The sequence below is a fragment of the Nocardia sp. NBC_01730 genome (genome assembly GCF_035920445.1).
Classification (GTDB): Bacteria; Actinomycetota; Actinomycetes; order Mycobacteriales; family Mycobacteriaceae; genus Nocardia.
The window spans coordinates 5,918,794-5,939,701 of record NZ_CP109162.1 but is presented as its reverse complement, the minus strand read 5'-3'; the positions used below and the strand labels follow the sequence as shown (position 1 = coordinate 5,939,701).

Sequence of the window (20,908 nt, the reverse complement as noted above, 5' to 3'; positions counted from 1 at the left end):
TCAGACTATTCGATCGTTTTGTTCATCAGCCGTCTTGTTCGTCAGCGCCCCCGAAGGGGCGCGACGCGACACGACAACTGATTTCGCGAGCACATGGGTACCTCACCGGGCACGCCCAAGACCCAGCCAGGTACTTACGCAGGACCTGCGCCCGTCCTACCATGCACCCCAACTGGTACGGCCTGAATACGCGGAGTGGCGGTTCAGTTCAGTTCCAGTCGCCCAAGCCGTCGCCGGCGCTGAGCGTGCCGCCCTGGGTGTTCTCCACGATGACCGGGTCACCCTTGCGCGAGTTCTCCATGAACCATTTGGCGTTCTCGGTGCTGACGTTCAGGCAGCCGTGGCTGGCGTTGGACACGCCCTGCTGAGCAACGGACCACGGCGCGGCGTGTACGAAGATGCCGCTGTTGGAGATGCGGGTCGCGTACTCGACCTCGAGCTTGTAGCCCTCGGGGTCCGTGACCGGCACGCCGTAGGTCGACGAATCCATGGTCATCTTGGGCAGCTGCTCGCCGACGATGTAGGTGCCGTTCGGGGTCTCGTGCTTGGGCTTGCCCATCGAGGTCGGCATCTCCTGCACCACCTCGCCGTTGCGGGTAATCGTGATGGTGTGGGTGTTGTCGTCAGCGGTTGTCACGAGCGCGTCGCCGATCTTGAACGAGCTGGTCGTGCCACCGGCCTGCACCTGCACGTCGGTGTTGTCCGGCCAGAACTCGTCCGGCCGCCAGCGCACCTGCCTGTCGCCGCGCCAGTAGAAGTGACCGGGGGCAGGCTTGGACGAGGTGACCTTGATGGCCTGCTCGGCGGCAGCGCGATCGGCCACCGGGTCTTTGAAGGTGATGATGATCGGCTGCGCGATGCCGACGACCTCGCCGTCGGTGATGTTGATCGCCGGCGGGGCGAAGTTCGCCTGCGGATCGGTGGCCGATGCGGCCGAGCCCGTCCCGACGCCAGGAATCGGTTCGGCTTGCGCAGGCGCGACGAGCATGACACCGGCCGCCGCAATCGCGGCAGACAACAGGGCGCCCTTGCGCATCCGGCGGGTTAGGTGGCCTCCCTGACGGCGTGCAGGCAGCGACCTGGTGTGCAAAGCGGCTTGCATAGGTTTCTCGTCCATTCCAATTTTTCGCACGCGCGCGTAGCGAGATCTCTCATTCGTACGCGGAGCCAGCAGAGCGCCCCACAGATATTGATGGCCCGACCCCTGTGGTCCCTTCCTACCGTCCCGGTGCGCCCCGGTGCCAAGCGGTGTTTCACATTTATTCACGCCCTGCATGCTTTGTGACTTGCGTCATATTCGCTTTAGGTGGGCATAAAACCGTCGAACATCCGGGTCACAGGGGTAGGCGCGGTTTGCGGCCGGCGCCAGGCCGGTGACCGGAAGGCGTTCTTCCCAAACGTGTTAGTGAGATAAATCACTCAATACATCGAAGGTAATCGAGCGATGCGGACCAGTCGCAATGTTGTTCGGGACCGAAACCGGCGTGCGACCGTGCGCGTAGCGCGGCCCGAGCCGCAGGCGCACCCGGCCGAGGATGGTGGCCAGCGCGATCCGCAGTTCGTAATCCGCGAGCGCCGCGCCGACACAGCGTCGGTGGCCGCCGCCGAACGGAGCGAACTCGAACGGCCCGTACTTGCGCTCGACGAACCGGTCCGGATCGAAGCGTGCCGCGTCGGACCAGACATCCGGGTCGGAATGCAGCAACGGCACCGCGACCCCCATCGTGTCCCCCGGTGCGAGTGCCACGCCGCGCAGCGTGCACGGCGCGGTAAGGCGGCGCAGGACGATCGGCACCGGCGGGTGCAGGCGCAGCGTCTCCTGACACACGGCATCGAGGTAGGGCAATCCGGCCAGCTCGATCGGGCTCGCGCCCAGACCGGCCTCACGCAGCTCCATGCGCAGTCGTTCCAGCGCTTCTGGCGCGCGGTGCAGATGGAACAGCCCCCACACCAGGGTGGTCGCCGTGGTCTCGTGACCGGCGACCAGCAGGGTGCGCAGCTGCTCGCACAGGTCGTCGTCGGTGGGTGCGGTGCCATCGTCGTACCGGGTGGACAGCAGCATGTCTAGGATGTCGCTGGAGCGGGCGTCTACGGCCTGCCGCCTGCGTGCGATGTCGGCGCGGATCAGCCGGTCCAGCCGGTCGCGTGCCACGACGAACCGGTCCCATGGTGCGTGCCCGAACAGTCCGTGCCGCAGCGCCGGCACCAGCATCAGCGGCCCGGAGAACGCGGTGAGGAACTTCGTGACGGCTGCGGTGTACTCGACCCGCCGCTCATGGCTGTCCACCCCGAACACCGCCGCCAGGATCACCCGCAGCGTGATCGCCCGCGCGGCCGCTCGCGAATCGATGCGCGCTCCGGGCTGCCACGCCGGGCCCGTCTCGCCGGACATCTCCCGCAGAGTGGAGTCTCGGATGATCTCGCCGTATTCGCGAATCCGCACGCCGTGGAACGCCGGCGCGAGCAGCGCCCGGTCCTGTCGGTGCCGCTCACCCGATGTAAGGATCAGCGACGCGGCGCCGACCAGCGGCTCGATCGGATTCGGTCGCGGGGGCTCGAGGAACTCGACCGGCGCTCGGAACATTTCGCGTGCGCCCTCGGCCGTCCCCGTGAACAGCGCCGCGCCGAATCCCGGAAAGCGGACGCAGAACGGATCGCCGTCGCGCGCCCTGCGCCACCGAAAGTACCGCTCGAAATCGATGCTCGCCGCCAGCGCGTGCAGCGCGGTCAGTCGCGGCGCGCGCGGCTGTGCGCCTTCCTCGCCCGCTCTCGTCCGCGGCGCTCGCACGTCCATACCGATAGATACGAACTCGGCCCCCGTCGGGTTCGACCAACCGGACGACTGCGCGGGGACCAGCGCTACCGTTCGGTCCCGCCGAGTTTCTGCCTTCGCACCGTGGCCTGTGCCGTCGCCCCGAGCCGCGCGAGCCTGGCGTCACCGAGCGCGGTCACCGCGCCGCCGAGCCGGTTGGTCACGAACGCGATCGACATGCCGAGCTCTGGATCGGCGTAGGCGCCGGACCCGCCCATGCCGTAATGGCCGAACGCCTTTCGTGGTTGCTGCTTGGCCATCAGCACCGGACGGTGATAGCCGAGGGTGAAGCGGATCGGTACCCCCAGCACGTAGTCGCGACTTTCCGTCGGCTGCACCCGGCCGATCGTCTCGATCGTCTCCGGGCGTAGGAAACGCACGACGTGCTCCGGCCCGGACGCACCGATCCCGCGAACGCCTTCGGGCTGGTCGGTGTAGACCGCGCCGCCGTTGGCCAGTGCGCCGTACATCCGCGCCAGCGCACGCGCCGAGAACACGCCGTTCCAGCCGGGCATCACCGCGTCGTGCACGCGCGGGTCGCGGACCAGTTCGTCGAAACTCTCCGGCATGCCCGCCTCGGCAAGCCCGCGCACGGGCCGCACCCAGGACAACACCGACGAGGCGGTGTTCCAGCGGATCCCAGGGGGGCTCAGGGGCCGGAAGATCCTGGCGATCCGGCGTCGCTCGGATTCCGGCACCCGGAACCAGAACTCGTCGAGTCCCAGCGGATCGGCGATCTCATCGCGTACCACGTCGATGAACGCCGCGCCGGTCACCCGTTGCACGATCTCGGCGACCAGCCAGCCGAAGGTGATCGCGTGGTAGCCGGAGGTTCGGATGCGGCGCGGGTCGGGCGGGCTGGCGGCCAGCGCGCGCACCACCATGTCGTAGTTCAGGATGCCCTCGCGCCCTGGGACGAGGCCGCGCACCCGGTGCAGGCCCGCCCGGTGCGAGAGCACGTCGCGCACCGTGATGTCGTCCTTGCCGTGCGCGGCGAATTCCGGCCAGTACTCGGCGACCGGAGTGTCGTAGCCGATCAGGCCACGTTCGGCGAGCCGGTGCACCACGGTTGACGCCACACCCTTGCCGGTGGAGAAGGTGAGTGCGACGGTCTCCCCGTTCCAGCGGCGGCCCTTGTCCGCCCAGCCGGCCCAGATGTCGACCACGGGTCTGCCATCGAGATAGACCGTGAGTGCGCCGCCGCCGCGCGCGGGTTGGGAGAACATGCCGAAGAACTGGTCGGCCAGCCGGATGAATCGCGGGTCGACCAGCATTTCGCGCGGCGCGGTCGGTTTCCTGTCCGCCGAGTTGGCGGGCTCGAACTCGTCCGCCGCCATTGCCGAAACCATGGGGTCACCTCCTGACCGCCGTTCGTCGGGCCGGTCCATCAGGTTAACCGGTTTTACACCGTCTGCCAGCTATTCGAGGATGTGACGAGGCAGGCGGCGGTCATATCGGACGCGTTCGCGGAGTCATAGTGCACGTCGGCGCACCGGAATTCCACCCTACCCAGATCGGTTGCCGACGGCCCGTTTCCTGCTTTCGGCTCGACGTGTGCTCGGTCCATAGTGTATTCATGGCGTGGTATTTCAAGCACAGCCATATCAACTTCGGATTCTTGCGGGGGTGTGAGTTCGGAGCGTTACAGCTCGGGAGGACTGTACGTGTCTCGTCAACCGACCTGGGGTCGTCTCGCGTTCGCCGGACTTGCCGTCGCGGCGGGGCTGGCGGTCGTCGGGTGCAGCTCCACCATCAACGGCACCGCCCAGCCCGCTGTGAACAACGGGACGATCGACGCCGTTTCGGTCACCAGCACGCCGAAACCAACCTCGGGCAAACCCACTCCGAGCAGCAGCAAGCCGGCACCGACCACCAAGGGTGGCGAAACCGACTTCGAAGCCAACGTCGGTGACTGTGTGACACTCGGCGGCACCACCACCAACGCCACCATCGCCAAGTCGTCGTGCGGAAGCCGCGCGGCGAACTACAAGGTGGTCGAGAAGAAGCCGAAGAGCTCGCAGTGCGTGAGCGACGCCGACAACTACTACGCCGAGACCGTGAACGGCATCGAGCAGGGCGCGTTGTGCCTGGACATCGACTGGGTGGTCGGGGGCTGCATGGACGTCGGAGGCGACGATCCCAAGCGCATCGACTGCACGGGTTCGACCCCCGCGAAGGGTGTGAAGGTGGTCAAGATCCAGCAGAACGCCGACGATGTCAGCGTTTGCGGCAGCGGCACCGGGTACGTCTACGACAAGCGCCGTTTCGTCGTCTGCGTCCAGGAGCTCTGACCGTGTCTCCGGCCTGCCGCTAGGTTGGTTTCGGTGAGTACCACCGAGCTTCCCCGGCTGCGATCGGGTACCGGGCGTTGGATTCTGCTGGCCACCATCCTCGGGTCGTCGGTGGCCTCACTCGACGCGACAGTTGTCAATATCGCGCTGCCGCGCATCGGGGATTCGCTGGACACCGATGTTGCCGGGCTGCAGTGGACGCTGAACGGCTACACGCTGACCCTTGCCTCGTTCATCCTGCTCGGTGGCTCACTCGGCGATCGGCTCGGTAGGCGCAAGGTCTTCATCTGGGGCACTGTCGGTTTCGCGATCGCCTCGGTGCTGTGTGGCGCCGCGACGAACATCGAGATGCTGGTCGCAGCCCGCATCCTGCAGGGTGTGGCGGGCGCGATGCTCACGCCGGGCAGCCTCGCGCTGATCTCCTCGTCGATCGATCAGCGTGACCAGGGCGCGGCGATCGGCCTGTGGTCCGGCTTCGGCGGTGTGGCGGGTGCGCTGGGTCCGTTCCTGGGCGGCTGGCTGATCGAGGTGGCGGGCTGGCGGTCGATCTTCTTCCTCAATGTGCCGCTGACGCTGGTCGTCGTGCTGGTCGCGCTGAAGCATGTGCCGGAGAGCCGTGATCCGAATGCGGTGACCAGGCTCGACGTGCCGGGCGCCTGCGTGGTCGCCGGGGCGCTCGGCGCGCTGACCTTCGGGTTGATCGACTCCATGCCACTGCTCGTCGGCATTGGCGTCGTGCTGCTGGCCGTGTTCGTCGTGATCGAGGTGCGCAGCGACCACCCGCTGGTGCCGCCGTCATTGTTCGGCTCGCGGGTGTTCACCGCGGCCAACCTCGTCACATTCGCGGTCTACGCGGCCCTCGGCGGCGTGTTCTTCCTGCTGGTGTTGGAATTGCAGCTGGTCGCGGGCTATTCGCCGTTGCTGTCGGGCGTCGCGACCGTGCCGGTCACGCTGATCATGCTGGTGCTCTCGGCGCCCGCCGGACGCTGGGCACAGCGGCATGGCCCGCACCTACCGATGTCTGTGGGCCCGCTGCTTGCCGCGACGGGTTTGGTGTTACTGCTGCGCATCGGCCCCGACACCGCCTACCTGACCGACGTCCTGCCAGGGGTGCTCGTCTTCGGGCTCGGGCTCTCAGTGCTCGTGGCGCCGTTGACCGGGGCCGTGCTCGGTGCCGTGCCTTCCAGCGAGGCGGGCATCGCCTCCGGTGTGAACAACGCAGTCGCTCGCACCGCGCAGCTGCTCGCGGTCGCCGCGCTGCCCGGGCTCGTCGGTATCTCCAGTGCGTTCAGCGATCCGGCCGCGTTCGATGACGGCTTCGTCTCCGCGATGTGGATCTGCGTCGGCCTGCTGGTGGCGGGTGCGGTGCTCGCCGCGGTTCTGCTTCGGCCCGCGCGGCACGTGCCCGTTCTGGACAACGTCGACTGCCTGCCGCAGTGCGCGGTGGCAGGCCCGGCGCTCGCACCGGCGCACAGCGAAGAATGAGCGGCCCGGACGGATCGCTATCCGTCCGGGCCGCTCATCCGGGTAAGTCCGGCGTCGATCAGATCGGGGCGTAACCCGCGCCGACGCTGCCGCGCGCGTTGATGTCACCGATGATGGCGCTCATGTTGGTGCCTACCTCCGGGCCGAAGCAGGCGATGGCCAGGTAGGCGTTCACCATGCCGACCAGCGTCGTGCCGACGACCACCGGCGCGCCGGAGTCACCTTCCACGACGCACATCTGGCTCCAGGTCTCGACGTTGGTTCGGAACACATCACCCCAGGCGATGCCACAGGTGTTGCCGGTGGTGCGTCCTTCTTTGCAGACGATCTGCGGGAAGGTGGCCGGCGCGCCGATTCCGGTGATGGTGACGTTGCCGACCCGGTTCACCGGGATGATCTTGCCCGGATCGAACTGGATGACGGCGTAGTCCAGGTCGTGGTTGGAGTACGCGAACCGGCCGATCACGCCTGCGCCCCGGTCGGATTCGGCGTACACCTGCGAGCCGGGATCGCCACAGTGTCCAGCGGTCAGGCCGACCAGACGCCCCGCGTTGTCGTGGCCGATGGTGGTGACGGTGCACTCGAATTGGTTGTCGATGATGATCCCGGATCCACCTCCCACGACCGGCGGGCCCGGTTGGGCGTTGGCGGCCCCTGCGCCCGTACCGAGCAGCGCCGCGCCAAGGGCGACGGCGAAGGCGGCATTTGCCACCTTGGCGAGTTTGCTGAACATGTCCCTCCAGACGTCGGAAGTCCGCACGATATCAATCTGTCGCACCCATCGTGTCAGTAATCTGCTCCGGGCGCGTCACCTAACACAGGTTGTCCACCCGAGACCTGCTCAACCCTATTTTGTACATATCACATCGAATGTATCTTATACGCTGACAATAGCGGGACGCTATCGGAATTGCGAAAATCTGAGTCCGCGTTTGTCTCACCAGGGTAGGAGTAGTCGACCTGTTCGTCTTCGGAATCGAATGCGAATTTAAATGAATATTATCCGTAGTAATTCGATGAGCCGCGGAGTGAAGTGCGGGATTCGCGCAGGTGGGCAGTAGCTGTTCTAGTGGTCCAACCGGCAACCTTGGGATAAATCCCAAGGTTGCAGCCATCATCTCTTTGCTTTTCATGAAGGGTGACAGACATCTATGACTGCGATCACTAGTCATTGGTGTGTTCTGCGCTACCCCGTAGTAAGGTGCGTCAAGCAAACGAGTCGTCGGGGCATCCAACCGGCGTCGAGAGGGGTTTAGCCAGTGCAGTCGACCGAGAGTCCACCTACAGGGTCACGGTTCGGTGACGCGGTCGATTGGACGAAGTCGTACTGGGAGGATCATCCGAAGCGCTCGCTGGAGACTTTCGGTCGGCAGATCACGATGGGCATCGCGGCCGTCGCCGAACTGTTCGTCGCGATTTTCCGCAGGCGCTTCCCCTTCGCCGAGTTCGTCCGGCAGTGCGCTTTCATGGCGAGCGTCTCCGCTGCGCCCACCCTGCTGGTCGCCATTCCGATCGGCGTGATCGTCTCCATCCAGGTCGGTTCGGTCGCCGGTCAGGTCGGCGCCACTTCGTTCATCGGTGCGGCCAACGGCCTCGGCATCATCCAACAGGGTGCGCCGCTGGTCACCTCGCTGATGATCGCGGGCGCCGTTGGTTCCGCGGTCTGCGCCGACCTCGGCTCGCGCACCATCCGCGAGGAGATCGACGCCATGAGGGTGATGGGCGTCGACCCGCTGCGCAGGCTGGTCGCGCCCCGGCTCGGCGCGGCGATGCTCGTCAGCGTGCTGCTGTGCGGCTTCGTCGTCTTCGTCGGCTTTCTGACCGGCTACATCTTCAATATTTTCGCGCAGAACGGTACGCCGGGCTCGTATGTCGGCACCTTCTCGTCGTTCGCGGTGACCACCGATCTGCTTGTCGCACTGGTGAAATCGCTGATATTCGGTCTTCTGGCGGCAATCATCGCCTGCGATACCGGATTGAACACCCGGGGTGGTCCGGGCGGTGTCGCGAACTCGGTGAATTCCGCGGTGGTGAGTTCCGCCATCATGCTGTTCGGGGTGAACCTCATCATCACCCAGGTTTACAACGCACTGTTCCCGTCACAGGTGGTCTGAGCCGGTGTCATCAACCTATGTACCTCCGCTGCTGCGGCCCTTTCAGACGATCCGGAAATCCGCTCAGGCGCCGGTCGATCTGCTTGCCAGGCTCGGCCACCAGGTGTTCTTCCTGTTGCGCTCGATCGGCTCGATTCCTTTGGCGCTCAAGCACTATCCCAAGGAAGTGTGGCGCCTGCTCTCCGACGTCACATGGGGCAACGGCAACCTCGTCGTCGGCGGCGGCACCATCGGCGTCGTCGTCATCCTGAGCGCCTTCGGCGGTATGACCGTCGGCATCCAGGGCTACAACTCACTGAACCTGCTCGGCTTGAGCCCGATCACCGGCGCCATCTCGGCCTTCGCGACAACCCGCGAACTCGGCCCGCTGCTCGCGACGCTCGCCTTCGCCGCGCAGGCGGGCTGCCGGTTCACCGCGCAGTTGGGCGCCATGCGCATCTCCGAGGAGATCGACGCGCTGGAGTCCATCGCCATCCGGCCGCTGCCCTACCTGATCAGCACCAGGATGTTCGCGGCGATGGTTGCCATCATCCCGCTGTACTGCCTCGGCCTGGCCATGGCCTACATCTCCTGCGCGCTCACCGTTCAGCTGATCGGCGGCACCGCCACCGGCACCTACCAGCACTACTTCTACCAGTTCCTGATCCCGACGGACGTGATCTATTCGCTGATCAAGGCGATTCTGTTCGTCGCGATCACCACCTTCATCCAGTGCTACTACGGCTTCTTCGCCTCCGGAGGTCCGGAGGGTGTCGGCGTGGCCGCCGGCCGGGCGATCAAGATGAGCATCATCGCGGTCGTCTTCGCGAATCTGTTCATGACATTGGCGATCTGGGGCATCAACCCCGGCATCCGGATCTCGGGGTAATCACCAGATGATCATCGATCCCAGTGGGCGTGGACCCACCATGCGGCAGCTGCTCATCGCGGGCGTATGCGGTCTGGTCGTCTTCGCGCTGGTGCTGAGCTTCTTGACGCTGCGCTATAAGGGCTTCTTCCAGGAGAAGGTGAACGTCACCGCGAACCTGACCACCACCGGTGACGGCCTGCCCGAGCAGGCCGACGTCAAGTTCCGCGGCGTGCTCGTCGGCGCGGTCAAGAATGTCGACATCGCGGCCAAGGGTGAGCTGCAGAAGGTCCGGATCGAGATGAAGCCGGAATTCGCAGGCGACATCCCGGCCAATGTGACCGCCCGCGTGGTGCCGAGCAACCTATTCGCCGTCACCTCCGTCGAGCTGGTCTTCAACGGCCCCGCCGATCAGTACCTGCACGAGGGCTCGACCATCGACGAGGACCGCAGCAAGGGCACCATCGCGTTGCAGGACACGCTCACCACGGTGCGCAACATCCTCGACGAGATCGACCCGGTGCAGTTCGGCCGGGTGCTCGGCACCCTGTCGCAGGCGCTGGACGGCAGCGGCCGGATGCCCGGCTCCACCGTCGAGCGGTTCGACCGCTGGCTGCAGGCCGTCGACGACTCGATCCCCGATCTCGGCATATTGCTCGGCGATTTCTCCGCGTCGTTCCACGCGCTCAACCGGTCCGCGCCGGAACTGGTCGACGTGCTCGGCACCTCGGTGCAGACCGCGCGCACGATCGCCGACCGTCGCAGCGAGCTGGTCGCGCTGATCACCGGGACCAGCGGCACCGTGGACACAGTGAACGATCTGTTCGCCCGCAACCCGAATGTCGGCAAGGAGGTCACCGCGGGGACCAGCGACATGTTCGGTGCGATCACCGCCGACCCGACCGCTATCACCCGGAGCCTGCTCAACCTGAGCGAGACCATGCGCCGGATGGACACCACATTCACCTGGGGTCCGCAGAAGCAGCAGGTCTGGAACGCGGGTGTCACACTGACGCCGTATCGGCTGTACACCGTGGCCGACTGCCCGCGCTACGGCGAGATGGCGGGCCCTAGCTGCTCGACGGCCCCCGCGGTCAACGATGTGGGCGAACTCCCCGAAAAGCTGAAGCCGCGCGCTCTGGCCTCGGCCGCCGGGCTGCCTCCGGTGGTGCCGATGCCGGGTCTGCCGCTGATCCCGGGTGTCACCACTCCGGACCCGAGCCGGGCTACCGCGGCCGCTCCGACCGGCGGCGCACTCGCTCCGTTCGCGGGCACTCCGCTGGAGGGTTTGTTCCCGATGCTGCCGCCGGGCCTGCTTCCGCCTGCCGCAGCAGTGCCGGCGCCCGCCGCTCCGGCCGCGGCCCCAGAAGGCACGCCGTCGGCCCGGCCGATCGCCTACCAGGGCGACTCCGCGATCGTCGCGCTGCTCGGCCGCAAGCCGACCACCGCCGAATATCTGCTGCTGAGCTCGATTCTGAAGGGCGGAACCATGCAGGTGTCCGACAATGGTGCCGGACGATGAGCATTCGCAGGCCGCTGATCGGATTCGGCATCTTCGCGATCGTGTCCATCCTGGTGACGGTGCTCGTCTGGAACACGTTGGCGCGCATCGTCAGCGGTGACACCAACACCTACACCGCGACGTTCTCCGACGTGCTCGGTCTGCACGAGGGCGACGACGTGCGGATGGCGGGCGTGCGGGTGGGCAAGGTCGAGAAGATCGAGCTGGGCCGCGACACCAACCTGAAGAAGTCGGTCGCGAAGGTGACCTTCGTGGTGCAGCGCGACCAGACGCTTTTCGACGACACCAAAGCGCTTGTCCGCTACCAGAATCTGATCGGTCAGCGGTATGTGGCGCTGGCTCCCGGTAAGGAGTCGAGCCCGGCGGCGCTGAAGAACAAGGGCTCGATCCCGATCGAGCGGACCGAGCCGTCGTTCGACGTGTCGGGTCTGCTCAACGGATTCCAGCCGCTGTTCCAGGTGCTGCAGCCCGAGCAGGTCAACCGGCTGTCGGAGACCTTCATCCAGGCATTGCAGGGTGATGGTGTCTCGCTGAGCGCGTTCATCGTGCAGGCTGCGCAGCTGGCGACCGACTTCCAGCGCAGGGACGCCATTCTGTCCGATGTGATCTCCAACCTGTCCGGTGTGATGTCGGGGTTGGCCAAACGAGGTGATGAATTGGAGACCCTGGTGACCCAGACCCGGGCCTTGATCGGCGGGCTGTACGAGCAGGGGCAGTCCTTGCAGGCATCTACGGTGCAGATCGCGAACGCGACCACGTCGCTGATCGACATGATGGGACAGATCCAGCCGAAGCTGCAGACCGCGCAGAACTCCACCAGCGCGGCGCTGACCCTGCTGCTGGACAACGGCGCCAAGCTCGACCAGGCGGCGATCGACCTGCCGAACATTCTGGCTGCCGCGGGCAGGCACGCCTCCGAGGGCGCGTACGCCAACGCCTACATCTGCGGTCTGGACGTCTCGCTCTACGGCATCCTGTTCCCCCGCGGTCTGTTCTCGCAGATCGGTGGCACTTCGCACTCGGCGGTGTGCCGCCCATGATGACGAAGCTCAGATCCAGGTTCGACAACAACCGGTACTTCTGGCTGGGCATCCTCGGTGGTGTCCTCATCGTGGCGCTGCTGCTGGTGTCCAGCGTCTACAAGCTCGCCGGAGTCGGCGAGCAGACGGTCGAGGCCGAGTTCGTGCAGGCCGCAGGCATCAAAGTCGGCGACAGGGTGAACGTCGCGGGTGTCGGCTCCGGCCGGGTTGCCCGTGCGAAACTCGAGGGTGACCACGTACTGCTGACGTTGAACGTGAGCAACGATGTGAAGCTCGGCCCGGACGCACGCGCCTCGATCAAGATGGCGACGCTACTCGGAGCGCGGTTCGTCGACCTCGATCCCGGCGACGGCTCCGGCCTGAAGGGCGGGCGAATCCGGGTGTCCAACACTTCGGTTCCCTACAACCTGTCCGACGTGGTGCAGGTCGGCACGCCGAAGTTCGAGGCGCTCGACACCCAGAAGCTGGCGGCATCGCTGAACTTGATCAACAAGCAGATCGGCGACTCGCCGGAGCTGACGGCACAGGCGCTCGACAGCGTCGGCGCGCTGGCCAAGGTGATCGATGCTCGCAAGGGTGAGGTGGACGGTCTGCTCAAGGACCTGGACCGGGTCACCCAGATCCTCGGGGACAATCGCAACAGCGTGCTGCTGGTGATCACCCAGGGCGAGGCCATCGCCAACCGGGTGATGGAGCGCCAGGGCCTGCTGCGGCAGCTGCTGGACAATATCGCGACGCTGACCAAGCAGCTGCAGGAGATCGGCGCGGAGAACAACGATCAGCTCGGCCCGACGATTCAGCAGCTGAACACCATGGCCGAGGGCCTGCAGAAGAACAAGGACAACCTGGATCGCATGCTGTCGCTCATGCCGCCGACCTTGCGCTACCTGGCGAACTCGTACGGCGGCAGCGGTCCATACGGCGACGTAGGCCTGCCGTGGCTTTTCCCGGACAACTGGCTGTGCTTCGCCCAAGTCATCGAGGGGTGCCAGGGATGAAATTACGCAGCGCTTTCCAGCTGAAGACCGTCGCGAAGACACTGATGATCAGCGCCGCCGCATTGGCGGTCGGCAGTTGCTCGCTGCTGCCGAGTTCGGTGAACAACGCGCTGGGCACAACGATGCGGATCACCGCGGACTTCGAGAACATCGCGGGCATCTACGAGGGCAATCCGGTCACGGTGCTCGGACTCGACGTCGGCAAGGTCGACAAGATCGTGCCCAAGGGCACCCTCATTGAGGTGCACATCTCCATCGACAAGGACGTCAAGATCCCGAAAGACGCGATGGCGGCGATTATTTCGCCATCCATCGTGACCGACCGGCACATCGAACTCACTCCGGTCTATACCGCCGGTGACACCATGTCCGACGGTGCGCATCTGCCGAAGGGCCGCACCAAGACGCCGGTCGAGCTGGACACGATGATCAAGACGATTGATCAGTTCGCCGCCGCGCTGAAGCCGGAGCCCGGCCAGGAGGGCCTCGGCCCGCTGTCCGGCCGGGTGCTCTACCCGATGATGAACGGCAACGGCGCGAAGATGCGCGACACCCTCAACGCGCTGTCCGGGGCGCTGAAGGTCGGTGTGGACAACAAGGACGCGGTGTCGAACATCATCGTCAAGCTGAACGACCTCACCACTATGCTGGCCGAGAACGACCAGTCGGTGCGCGATTTCAGCAACCGGATGACGCAGATGAGCGGCCTCCTCGCGGAGCAATCCCCTGGCCTTCAGGCGACATTGGAACAGCTCAACGCCTTCCTGGCGAACACGAGCACCACGTTGTCGCAGTATAGGGATCAGCTGTCGGGCTCCATGACAGGTCTGACCAACGTCACCCAGCAGTTGCGTGACAACGCTTACGGCATCAACGAGGTCGTCGACCTCGCGCCGATGGTGATGCAGAACATCGATGGCATGGTGAACCGCGAGCACGGCTATGTCCGGCTGCACGGAGTGATCGGTACTGCGCTCTCGGGTGAGATCGTCAGCCTGTTCTGCGAACGGATCCAGATGAAGGCGGATGGCTGCCGTACCGGAAACATGCAGGACTTCGGACCCGACTACGGGCTCACCGCGGCGCTGCTCGGACTGACGAAATGACGTACCGCATGACGATCAAGGCACGCAGGGCGCTGGTCGCCGCCGCCGCGGTGACCGCTGTCGGCGTCACCTCAGGGTGCGGGCTCACGGTGGAGAAGCTGCCGCTGCCCAAGCCGGGCATGTCCGGAGACACCTACACTGTGCACGCGGTGTTCGAGAACGCCCTGAACCTGCCCGACCAGGCGAAGGTGAAGATCGGTGGCTCGGACGTCGGCGTGGTCTCCAACATCTCGACCAAGAACTTCCAGGCCGTTGTCGATCTGACCATCAGCAAGGACATCGAGCTGCCCAAGGGCAGCACGGCGGAACTGCGCCAGGCCACCCCGCTCGGTGACGTGTTCGTCGCGGTATCCAAGCCCAAGACCGAGCCCGGCACGCAGACGCTGCACGACGGCGACACCCTCACTCTGCAGAGCACGTCCGCGGGCGCGACCGTCGAGCAGTTGCTGATCTCGGTCTCCCTGCTGTTCAACGGAGGCGGTATCGCCAGCTTGTCGAAGCTGGGTGCGGAGCTGGACTCCATCGTCGGAGGGCGCGGCGGGCAGCTTTCCCACCTGATCACCGAGATGACCGGTGTGGTCGGCAGTTTGAACGACAACACCGCCCGCGTCGACGGTGTGCTCAACGAGTTCAGCACCTTGGCGACGACCATCGAGTCGCGCCGCGCCGAGCTCGGTGAGGTTGCCGACACGCTTCCGCAGATGATCGGCGCCATCGCCGAGAACAACAGGGCCATCGGCGAACTGCTGACCAAGGTGTCCACCACGAGCGCCGCGCTCGGCGACTACGCCGACACCACCAGCCAGCAGTTGAGCAGCCTGCTGGACAACACCCGTCAGCTGATGGACGCGCTGGCCAGGACTGGCGACGGCTTCGGCGTGCTGCTCGATCGGATGCGGGTGCTGCGGCCGAAGCTCGACGCGACTTTCCGAGGCAACAGCTTCGCGGTGTACGCGACCGCCACCAATCTCGACCTCAGCGCGCTCACCGATCCCCAGCACGGCAAGCTCCCGGATCTCAACGACCTGCAGGACTTCGCGGGCAGCCTGATCCAGGTGCTGCAACTGGTGTACGGCCGGGTGACCGGAGGACACCGATGACCTTCTTGTCCAAGCTGTTCGGGCGCAAGCTGCTGCTGTCGAATTTCGGCCTGATTCTTGTGTTGCTGGTCGGGGCCACGTACCTGATGGTGAATGTCATGCGGATCAATCCGCTGCGCTCGGACTACACCATCACCGTGAACCTGGACCGTTCCGGCGGTCTGCAACCGGGCAACGACGTGACCTTGCGTGGATGGCGGATCGGAAAGGTCACCTCGATCAAGCTGACCGACCGCGGCCAGGCCATCGCCGCCACCGCGCAGATCGAGTCGAAGTACCGGATCCCGGTCGACACCGCGATCGCCGTGCAGGCGCTCTCCGGCGCCGGTGAGCAGTACATCGACTTCCGGCCGAACGCCGAGCAGGGGCCGTACCTGGCCAACGGCGCGGTGGTCGAGTTCGATCCGGAGAAGATTCACACACCGACGCCGGTGTGGTCGGTGCTGGACAACTCCAGCGCGCTGATCGCGCAGATCGAGCCGGACAAGTTCAAGGTCATCCTGAACGAGCTGGACATCGCGCTCAGCGGTGGCCCGGATCAGCTGCGCGGCATGGTCAATGGGATCAGCCTGGCCGCGGCGGGCCTGGATTCGCTGTTGCCACAGACCACGAACCTGATTACGAACCTGCGCACCATCTCCGAGACCACGTCCCACGCGCAGCCGGATCTCGCCACCTTGACGCGCAACTCCGGAACCCTATTCGAGCAGTTCAACAACGCGAACGCGGAGCTGCAGAGCGTACTCGAGCAGGCTCCTGGCCAGCTCACCACCCTCGGAGCGGTGCTGGACAAGACGGCCGACCCGATCACCAGCCTGGCGACCAACTTCCAGGCGATCACCAAGGCGGCGCAGCTGCGGCTACCCGCGCTGCGTGCGCTGTTTCCCTCGCTCGCGCTCGGCGGCGAGGCGCTCGGCATCCCGGCGCACGATAACGAGTTCTACGCGATCGTCGACATCTGGCCGCGGCCGTTCTGCACCTACAACACCCCGAAGATCCGCAACGAAGTCGTGCAGGACGGCACGCTTCCGAAGTGGAATTACTGTGAGAACCCGCCGCCAGGGCAGCTGATCCGTGGTGCGGCGAACGCGCCGCGGCCTGATGTGCCGAACAACGGCGCGCATATGCCGCCGGGTGTGGATCCGAACGAGCGGACCCTTCCTCCGGTGCGGTGAGTTCGTACCCGGCACGGCGGCCATCCCGTCGGCCGGGCATACTCGCCGGTTGAACGCCTACGGTTCGCCTCTGTCGCGGGCCGGTCAGCCAATCGGCGCGCGCTGGTGCGCGCCGGGAAAGTGCAGGTTGTATCGATGTCTACCGACGACGGCGAGACCGACAAGGACGCCGAGACCAAGGCCGCCGACAACGACGAGGCCACCGAAGAGGTGACCGCCGAATCGGAGGATGACGCCGCCGCGAAGGCCGAGGAGTCCGAGGCGGAGAAGGCGGACAACGAGAAGACGGAAGAGAAGAGCGAGCCCAAGGCGGGCGCTGGTCCCGCTACGCCGAAGAAATCCGCTTCGCTGCCCTTGGTGGCTGCATTCGTGGCCGGTGTGCTCGCAGTGGCGGCGATCACGGCGGTCGTCGTGTTCTTCCTGCAGGGCAAGGACCGCGGTGACAAGCTCGACGCGATCCGCGATTCGACCAGCGCCGCGTGTGAGTTCGGCAAGGACGTCTCCGTCTACGACTATTCGAAGAACCTCGACGACTACTTCACGACGGTGAAGGCCGGCGCGACCGGCGAGTTTCTGAAGGAGTTCGACGACGCGACCAAGGCGCTCAAGGACGCCATGGTCCAGGCGCAGGTCAAGTCCTGGGCCGACGACGTGCAGTGCGGCTACCAGTCCGGGGACCAGACCTCGGCCAAGGTGCTGGTGACCCTCACGCAGTTCCGGACCAACTTCACCCAGACCAACCCGGAGCGGCAGTTCGTGGTGGTAATCGCCCAGCTGCAGAAGTCGGGTGACAAGTGGCTGGTCGAGAAGCTCGACTCGCCGATGCTGAAGGGCGCCGGCACCGGCCTGCCCGGCGCGCCCGCGCCAGGAAACGGCCAGCAGCCCGCACCGCAGCCGGGCAACTAGCAGAGAGGCCTCCGGCGGTGGGCAGAGCCACCACAGGAAAGCCCAGCTCATCAGGCAGCCCACTACTCACGACAACGCCCCTGCTCTCGTGAGAGCAGGGGCGTTCTTCGGCTTCGGGATCAGGCAGGTCGCATGGTGATGGTGCCATCCAGGGACCGCACCCGGTACTGGCCTGGTCCCGGAATCGGCGCATCCAGGAACAGGTTCAGCTGCCTAACGAGTTCGGCGACGTCGACGCCCATCCGGTGCCGCAGTTCGAACGTTGGCACGGCATCAGGATCGGCGAGGATTGCCAGCATGAGGTGCTCCACGCCAACGTAGTCGTCACCGCGTTCGTGGGCGATCCGCTCAGCGGCGGAGATGATCAGCTCATAGTCCTGGGTGTGCCTGATCGACATCAGTCCATCCTCCCATCACATGCCGAGGACTTCGGTCCATTGGTAGTAGGTGTGGCCCCACGAGTCCTTGTACTTCTTGCACAGCCAGAACCGGTTGCCGTGCGCGTCCCTGGTCCGGACGTGCTGGTTCTCATTCAGCCGGGTGCAGGTCAGTGCCGGTTCCCCGTCGGGACCTTCCTCCGATTCCGGCCATGTCGCCGAGTCGCTGTACTTGCAGGCGCTGTCGTTGTTGTTCGGGTCGACGTGACCGAACAGGCATGGTCCGGCCGTGTCTTCCGCCGCGGCGGTTGCTCCGCCGAGCACGGATGCGGTGATGGCGCAGGCCGTGAGCATGGCCCCAAGAAAGTTACGCATTCTCATCTCCCCTTTGTCTTCTGGTACGAACGCCCCCGCCGATCTCCTCGGCAAGGGGCGAATTTTCGCGTGTAGAGCTCAGTCCTGGCCGTCGTCGTCGGCGTTAACCGGGACGTTCCAGTCGGTCCACGTCGGCCGAGTTGCCATCCGGACCGGGGTTGTAAAGCTCGTTCATGCGGTCCTTACTCGGTTCTATCTCGGATATCCCGACTGCTGCCGGGACGTTCTATAGGCGGGCGCCGGGGTCAGGCGTTGGTGGTGCGGTACTCCCGGTAGGGGCGTGTCGCGACCAGGCGGAGTCCGCAGTCGGTAATCCGCCAGTAGGTGGGGATTCCGTCGGTGTTGGCTGTCCATCCGTCGTGAGTGAGGGATGTAGCGGCGGCCCGCACGGTTGTCGCAGCGAGCTCCGTCCGGGTGCTCAGTTCCTGGGTCGTCAGCGGCTGGCCTCGAGCCAGAGCACCGAGCACCTTGGCTTGGGCCTCACTGAGTGCCACCGGATTTCCTCTCCAGCGCACGCAGGGCGTCACGGACTAACTGGAGCAGCTCGAGGGACTCGTCTTCGCTGGCTTCCCTGAGGAAGTCGGCGGTCTCCTCGGCGCTGTAGGGCCAACCGTCGGCGCCGATGATCGACAAGGTGCCGTCTACGTAGCTCTGCCGGATGCCGATGGGCTCGTTGTCACGAGTCATGGTCGGACCCGTCCCCGGAGCCTATGATGTACGCCGTCGCGGCGAGGTACTGAAGGCAGGACGGCCCGTGGCCACCGTGCACGTTGGTGACGAACTGGGCCTGGTCCAGCGACCGGAATGTGCCCTTGGCGTAGCAATTACGGTGGAAGTGGCGCCATTGTTCGGCGTCGGCGAGGGTGGTCACCGGGCGGTCCGCCACGGTTTGACGATCTTGGCGTCGATGAGGACGTCGAGCGCCGCGGCTTTGTCTGCGCACGTTTCGGTGTCGCAGCCGATCCGCGCCTGCCACACCAGGTGTGCGTCCTCCGGGGTGTACGGGAAATCAGGTGCGAGATGGCACGTCTCAGCGCTTCTCACAGGCCGATCGAAGAAACAGATCGTGCCGTAGAAGACGGCAGCGACCGTGAAGGCGATCAAAAGAGCGATCGGCATCTTGTCTATACCCCCGGGCATGGTGTTGTGGTGTTGGAAGCGCCCGATGCCGGATCACGGCCCCGGTCGGGGTTGAGGCCAGCCCCGGCATGGGGAGCTGAACCTCACGTTAAGAACGAGACATGCACCGATCGGGTACATTCCGTACCCCATGCCATCTGGTCGGATACGCTTTAATCCAGTGGGTAGCCATAGGAGGGGCACCATGCAGGACCCCAAAGGTGAAGCGCCTGTCGGCACACGAATCAAGTGGCTACGCGAGCGCGCAGGCATGTCGCGCCCGGTCCTGGCCGGGCTGGTCGGGCGGTCGGCGGAGTGGATCAAAGCGGTCGAGACAGGCAGGCTCCAGCCACCGAAACTGCCGATGCTCCTCCGGATCGCGCAAGCGCTGGAGGTCAAGGATCTCGCCGAGCTGACCGGCAACGGTCACGCCGTGTCGGTGGCAGTGTTCGCCGGCGAGCAGCACGAAGCGCTGACCGAAGTACGTTATGCCCTCACCGACTATCGGATGACAGCCGGTCTCCGCGCCAGCAGCGTCGAGCATCTGGCGATTCGCCTGGACCAAGCGTGGAAGATTCGCCATATCAGCCCAGATCACCGAACCCAGCTAGGCGCCTTGCTCCCTGGCTTGATCAGGGACGCACAGCAGGCTGCTCGCATCCCTGGGCCGACGCGGAGGAAGGCGCGGCGGATCCTCGCTGGCGTCTACCAGTTGGCGGACTTCTACGTCGCGTATCAGCCTGCGCCGGAGTTGGTTTGGCTTGTCGCGGACCGTGCCATGAACGAGGGGTTCGAGGCGGACGACCCGTACGTGATCGCGTGCAGCACGTGGGCGATGGTGCAGGCGCTGCGTGACTCCGGCCGTTGGGAGGAGGCGATCGGGATTGCGCGGGATGCGATGGATCAGCTCGCGCCCTACCTCGGCAGGGATGAGACGCCAGACGATTGGCGGGGTATCGCGGGCGCGCTCGAGGCTGAGGTGGCGTATGTGCATGCTCGCCGTGGTCGTTATGGCGAGGCGTGGGAGCACTGGGAGGCCGCCGATGGGACGGCGCGGCAGTTGGGTCCGGGGTATCGGCATGTGCAGACGTCGTTCTCGGTGCCGGTGATGGCGGCCCATGCGACGACCTTGGGTGTGGAGTTGCGGCGATCGGCTGAGGCGCTGCGTGCCGCGAGGGAGTTGGACGCGGAGACGATCGTGTCGGTGCCGCGCCGCAGTCGGCATTACATCGAGGTTGCCCGTGCGTATTCGCAGCGGCGGGAGGCGGCTGCGGCGTTCGCGATGTTGGAGAAGGCGCAGCAGACGGCACCAGAGACGATCCGGTACAACGGGTTCGCGCGCGAGATGCTGCATGGGCTGGTGAAGTCTCCGCCTACGGGGATGAGCCGCGATGTTCGGGAGCTGAGTCGACAGGTCGGTCTACCCGTCTAGGTCAAGATGAGCCAAATGGCTCACGTCAGGGCACTGCCTGAAAAAAGGGGGGTACTCGAACGCGAGTACCCCCCTTTCGTGTGTCGGCAGCGCGCCCCGTCCGACGTGCCGAGCGTCTGACAGGGCGCTGTCCCGGCGTGACCACGCGCCGCTACCGTGGGCACGTTTTGGGCACAATCGACCGGGATTCGGCGTGATCGGGCGAGATG

The 20,908-nt window shown here is 65.6% G+C and carries 22 protein-coding genes; 12 read left to right on the top strand and 10 right to left on the bottom strand.

The window, feature by feature from the left end:
* Positions 1 to 208: 208 nt before the first annotated feature.
* From OHB12_RS24855 to OHB12_RS24845, 3 genes are all read right to left on the bottom strand, one after another.
* Positions 209 to 1,102, bottom strand: a complete 894-nt coding sequence (locus OHB12_RS24855) for a L,D-transpeptidase (RefSeq protein ID WP_442799840.1) — start codon at positions 1,100 to 1,102, stop codon at positions 209 to 211.
* 300 nt (positions 1,103 to 1,402) lie between these two features.
* A complete protein-coding gene (locus OHB12_RS24850) occupies positions 1,403 to 2,794 on the bottom strand; it encodes a cytochrome P450 (protein ID WP_327111141.1) in 1,392 nt (463 codons plus the stop codon).
* Positions 2,795 to 2,859: 65 nt separating this feature from the next.
* Positions 2,860 to 4,149 carry a serine hydrolase domain-containing protein gene (locus OHB12_RS24845; protein WP_442800132.1) on the bottom strand — a complete coding sequence of 430 codons (1,290 nt, stop codon included), beginning with the start codon at positions 4,147 to 4,149 and terminating at the stop codon, positions 2,860 to 2,862.
* Between the two features lie 327 nt (positions 4,150 to 4,476).
* Between OHB12_RS24845 and lppU the strand changes: the two genes are divergently transcribed.
* Positions 4,477 to 5,103 (top strand): LppU family putative lipoprotein, encoded by a 627-nt coding sequence (gene lppU / locus OHB12_RS24840; protein WP_327111139.1) that lies wholly within the window; start codon positions 4,477 to 4,479, stop codon positions 5,101 to 5,103.
* Positions 5,104 to 5,136: 33 nt separating this feature from the next.
* Entirely contained in the window at positions 5,137 to 6,588 is a 1,452-nt protein-coding gene (locus tag OHB12_RS24835; protein ID WP_327111137.1) for an MFS transporter, read from the top strand.
* A gap of 58 nt (positions 6,589 to 6,646) precedes the next feature.
* Here OHB12_RS24835 and OHB12_RS24830 read toward each other — a convergent pair whose 3' ends face one another.
* The gene (locus OHB12_RS24830) at positions 6,647 to 7,321 is read right to left on the bottom strand and encodes a serine protease (RefSeq protein WP_327121404.1); all 675 of its coding nucleotides are present in this window, start codon (positions 7,319 to 7,321) and stop codon (positions 6,647 to 6,649) included.
* Positions 7,322 to 7,847: 526 nt separating this feature from the next.
* Between OHB12_RS24830 and OHB12_RS24825 the strand changes: the two genes are divergently transcribed.
* The 9 genes from OHB12_RS24825 (at position 7,848) to OHB12_RS24785 (ending at position 17,396) form a co-directional block, all read left to right on the top strand.
* On the top strand, positions 7,848 to 8,702 hold the full coding sequence (locus OHB12_RS24825; protein ID WP_327111135.1) for an MlaE family ABC transporter permease: 855 nt from the start codon (positions 7,848 to 7,850) through the stop codon (positions 8,700 to 8,702).
* Between the two features lie 4 nt (positions 8,703 to 8,706).
* Positions 8,707 to 9,570, top strand: coding sequence for an ABC transporter permease (locus OHB12_RS24820; protein ID WP_327111133.1), 864 nt, complete (start codon positions 8,707 to 8,709; stop codon positions 9,568 to 9,570).
* A 7-nt stretch (positions 9,571 to 9,577) separates the two neighbouring features.
* A complete protein-coding gene (locus OHB12_RS24815; RefSeq protein WP_327111131.1) occupies positions 9,578 to 11,071 on the top strand; it encodes an MCE family protein in 1,494 nt (497 codons plus the stop codon).
* Positions 11,068 to 12,111: an MCE family protein gene (locus tag OHB12_RS24810; protein WP_327111129.1), complete on the top strand. Its 1,044-nt coding sequence runs from the start codon at positions 11,068 to 11,070 to the stop codon at positions 12,109 to 12,111. Before OHB12_RS24815 ends, OHB12_RS24810 begins: the two co-directional genes overlap by 4 nt.
* A complete protein-coding gene (locus OHB12_RS24805) occupies positions 12,111 to 13,109 on the top strand; it encodes an MCE family protein (RefSeq protein ID WP_327121402.1) in 999 nt (332 codons plus the stop codon). Before OHB12_RS24810 ends, OHB12_RS24805 begins: the two co-directional genes overlap by 1 nt.
* Complete coding sequence (locus OHB12_RS24800; protein WP_327111127.1) at positions 13,106 to 14,215, top strand: MlaD family protein; 1,110 nt, start codon at positions 13,106 to 13,108, stop codon at positions 14,213 to 14,215. The genes OHB12_RS24805 and OHB12_RS24800 overlap by 4 nt, the downstream gene beginning before the upstream one ends.
* 8 nt (positions 14,216 to 14,223) lie before the next feature.
* Positions 14,224 to 15,315 (top strand): MCE family protein, encoded by a 1,092-nt coding sequence (locus OHB12_RS24795; RefSeq protein WP_327111125.1) that lies wholly within the window; start codon positions 14,224 to 14,226, stop codon positions 15,313 to 15,315.
* Positions 15,312 to 16,490, top strand: coding sequence for an MlaD family protein (locus OHB12_RS24790; protein WP_327111123.1), 1,179 nt, complete (start codon positions 15,312 to 15,314; stop codon positions 16,488 to 16,490). Before OHB12_RS24795 ends, OHB12_RS24790 begins: the two co-directional genes overlap by 4 nt.
* Positions 16,491 to 16,625: 135 nt before the next feature.
* Positions 16,626 to 17,396 (top strand): hypothetical protein, encoded by a 771-nt coding sequence (locus tag OHB12_RS24785; protein ID WP_327111121.1) that lies wholly within the window; start codon positions 16,626 to 16,628, stop codon positions 17,394 to 17,396.
* Between the two features lie 119 nt (positions 17,397 to 17,515).
* On the opposite strand, the gene OHB12_RS24780 is transcribed toward OHB12_RS24785, so the two are convergent.
* The 6 genes from OHB12_RS24780 to OHB12_RS24755 all read right to left on the bottom strand — a co-directional run bounded on the left by OHB12_RS24780 (position 17,516) and on the right by OHB12_RS24755 (position 19,267).
* Positions 17,516 to 17,794: a Clp protease N-terminal domain-containing protein gene (locus tag OHB12_RS24780; RefSeq protein WP_327111119.1), complete on the bottom strand. Its 279-nt coding sequence runs from the start codon at positions 17,792 to 17,794 to the stop codon at positions 17,516 to 17,518.
* A 15-nt stretch (positions 17,795 to 17,809) separates the two neighbouring features.
* Positions 17,810 to 18,148 carry a hypothetical protein gene (locus OHB12_RS24775; RefSeq protein ID WP_327111117.1) on the bottom strand — a complete coding sequence of 113 codons (339 nt, stop codon included), beginning with the start codon at positions 18,146 to 18,148 and terminating at the stop codon, positions 17,810 to 17,812.
* 245 nt (positions 18,149 to 18,393) lie between these two features.
* Positions 18,394 to 18,642 carry a helix-turn-helix domain-containing protein gene (locus OHB12_RS24770; protein ID WP_327111115.1) on the bottom strand — a complete coding sequence of 83 codons (249 nt, stop codon included), beginning with the start codon at positions 18,640 to 18,642 and terminating at the stop codon, positions 18,394 to 18,396.
* Positions 18,629 to 18,835, bottom strand: a complete 207-nt coding sequence (locus OHB12_RS24765; RefSeq protein WP_327111113.1) for a hypothetical protein — start codon at positions 18,833 to 18,835, stop codon at positions 18,629 to 18,631. The genes OHB12_RS24770 and OHB12_RS24765 overlap by 14 nt, the downstream gene beginning before the upstream one ends.
* A complete protein-coding gene (locus OHB12_RS24760; RefSeq protein WP_327111111.1) occupies positions 18,825 to 19,034 on the bottom strand; it encodes a hypothetical protein in 210 nt (69 codons plus the stop codon). The genes OHB12_RS24765 and OHB12_RS24760 overlap by 11 nt, the downstream gene beginning before the upstream one ends.
* Positions 19,016 to 19,267 carry a hypothetical protein gene (locus OHB12_RS24755; protein ID WP_327111109.1) on the bottom strand — a complete coding sequence of 84 codons (252 nt, stop codon included), beginning with the start codon at positions 19,265 to 19,267 and terminating at the stop codon, positions 19,016 to 19,018. The genes OHB12_RS24760 and OHB12_RS24755 overlap by 19 nt, the downstream gene beginning before the upstream one ends.
* Positions 19,268 to 19,472: 205 nt before the next feature.
* Here OHB12_RS24755 and OHB12_RS24750 point away from each other — a divergent pair, with 205 nt between their 5' ends.
* Positions 19,473 to 20,699, top strand: coding sequence for a helix-turn-helix domain-containing protein (locus OHB12_RS24750; protein ID WP_327111107.1), 1,227 nt, complete (start codon positions 19,473 to 19,475; stop codon positions 20,697 to 20,699).
* Positions 20,700 to 20,908 lie beyond the last annotated feature (209 nt).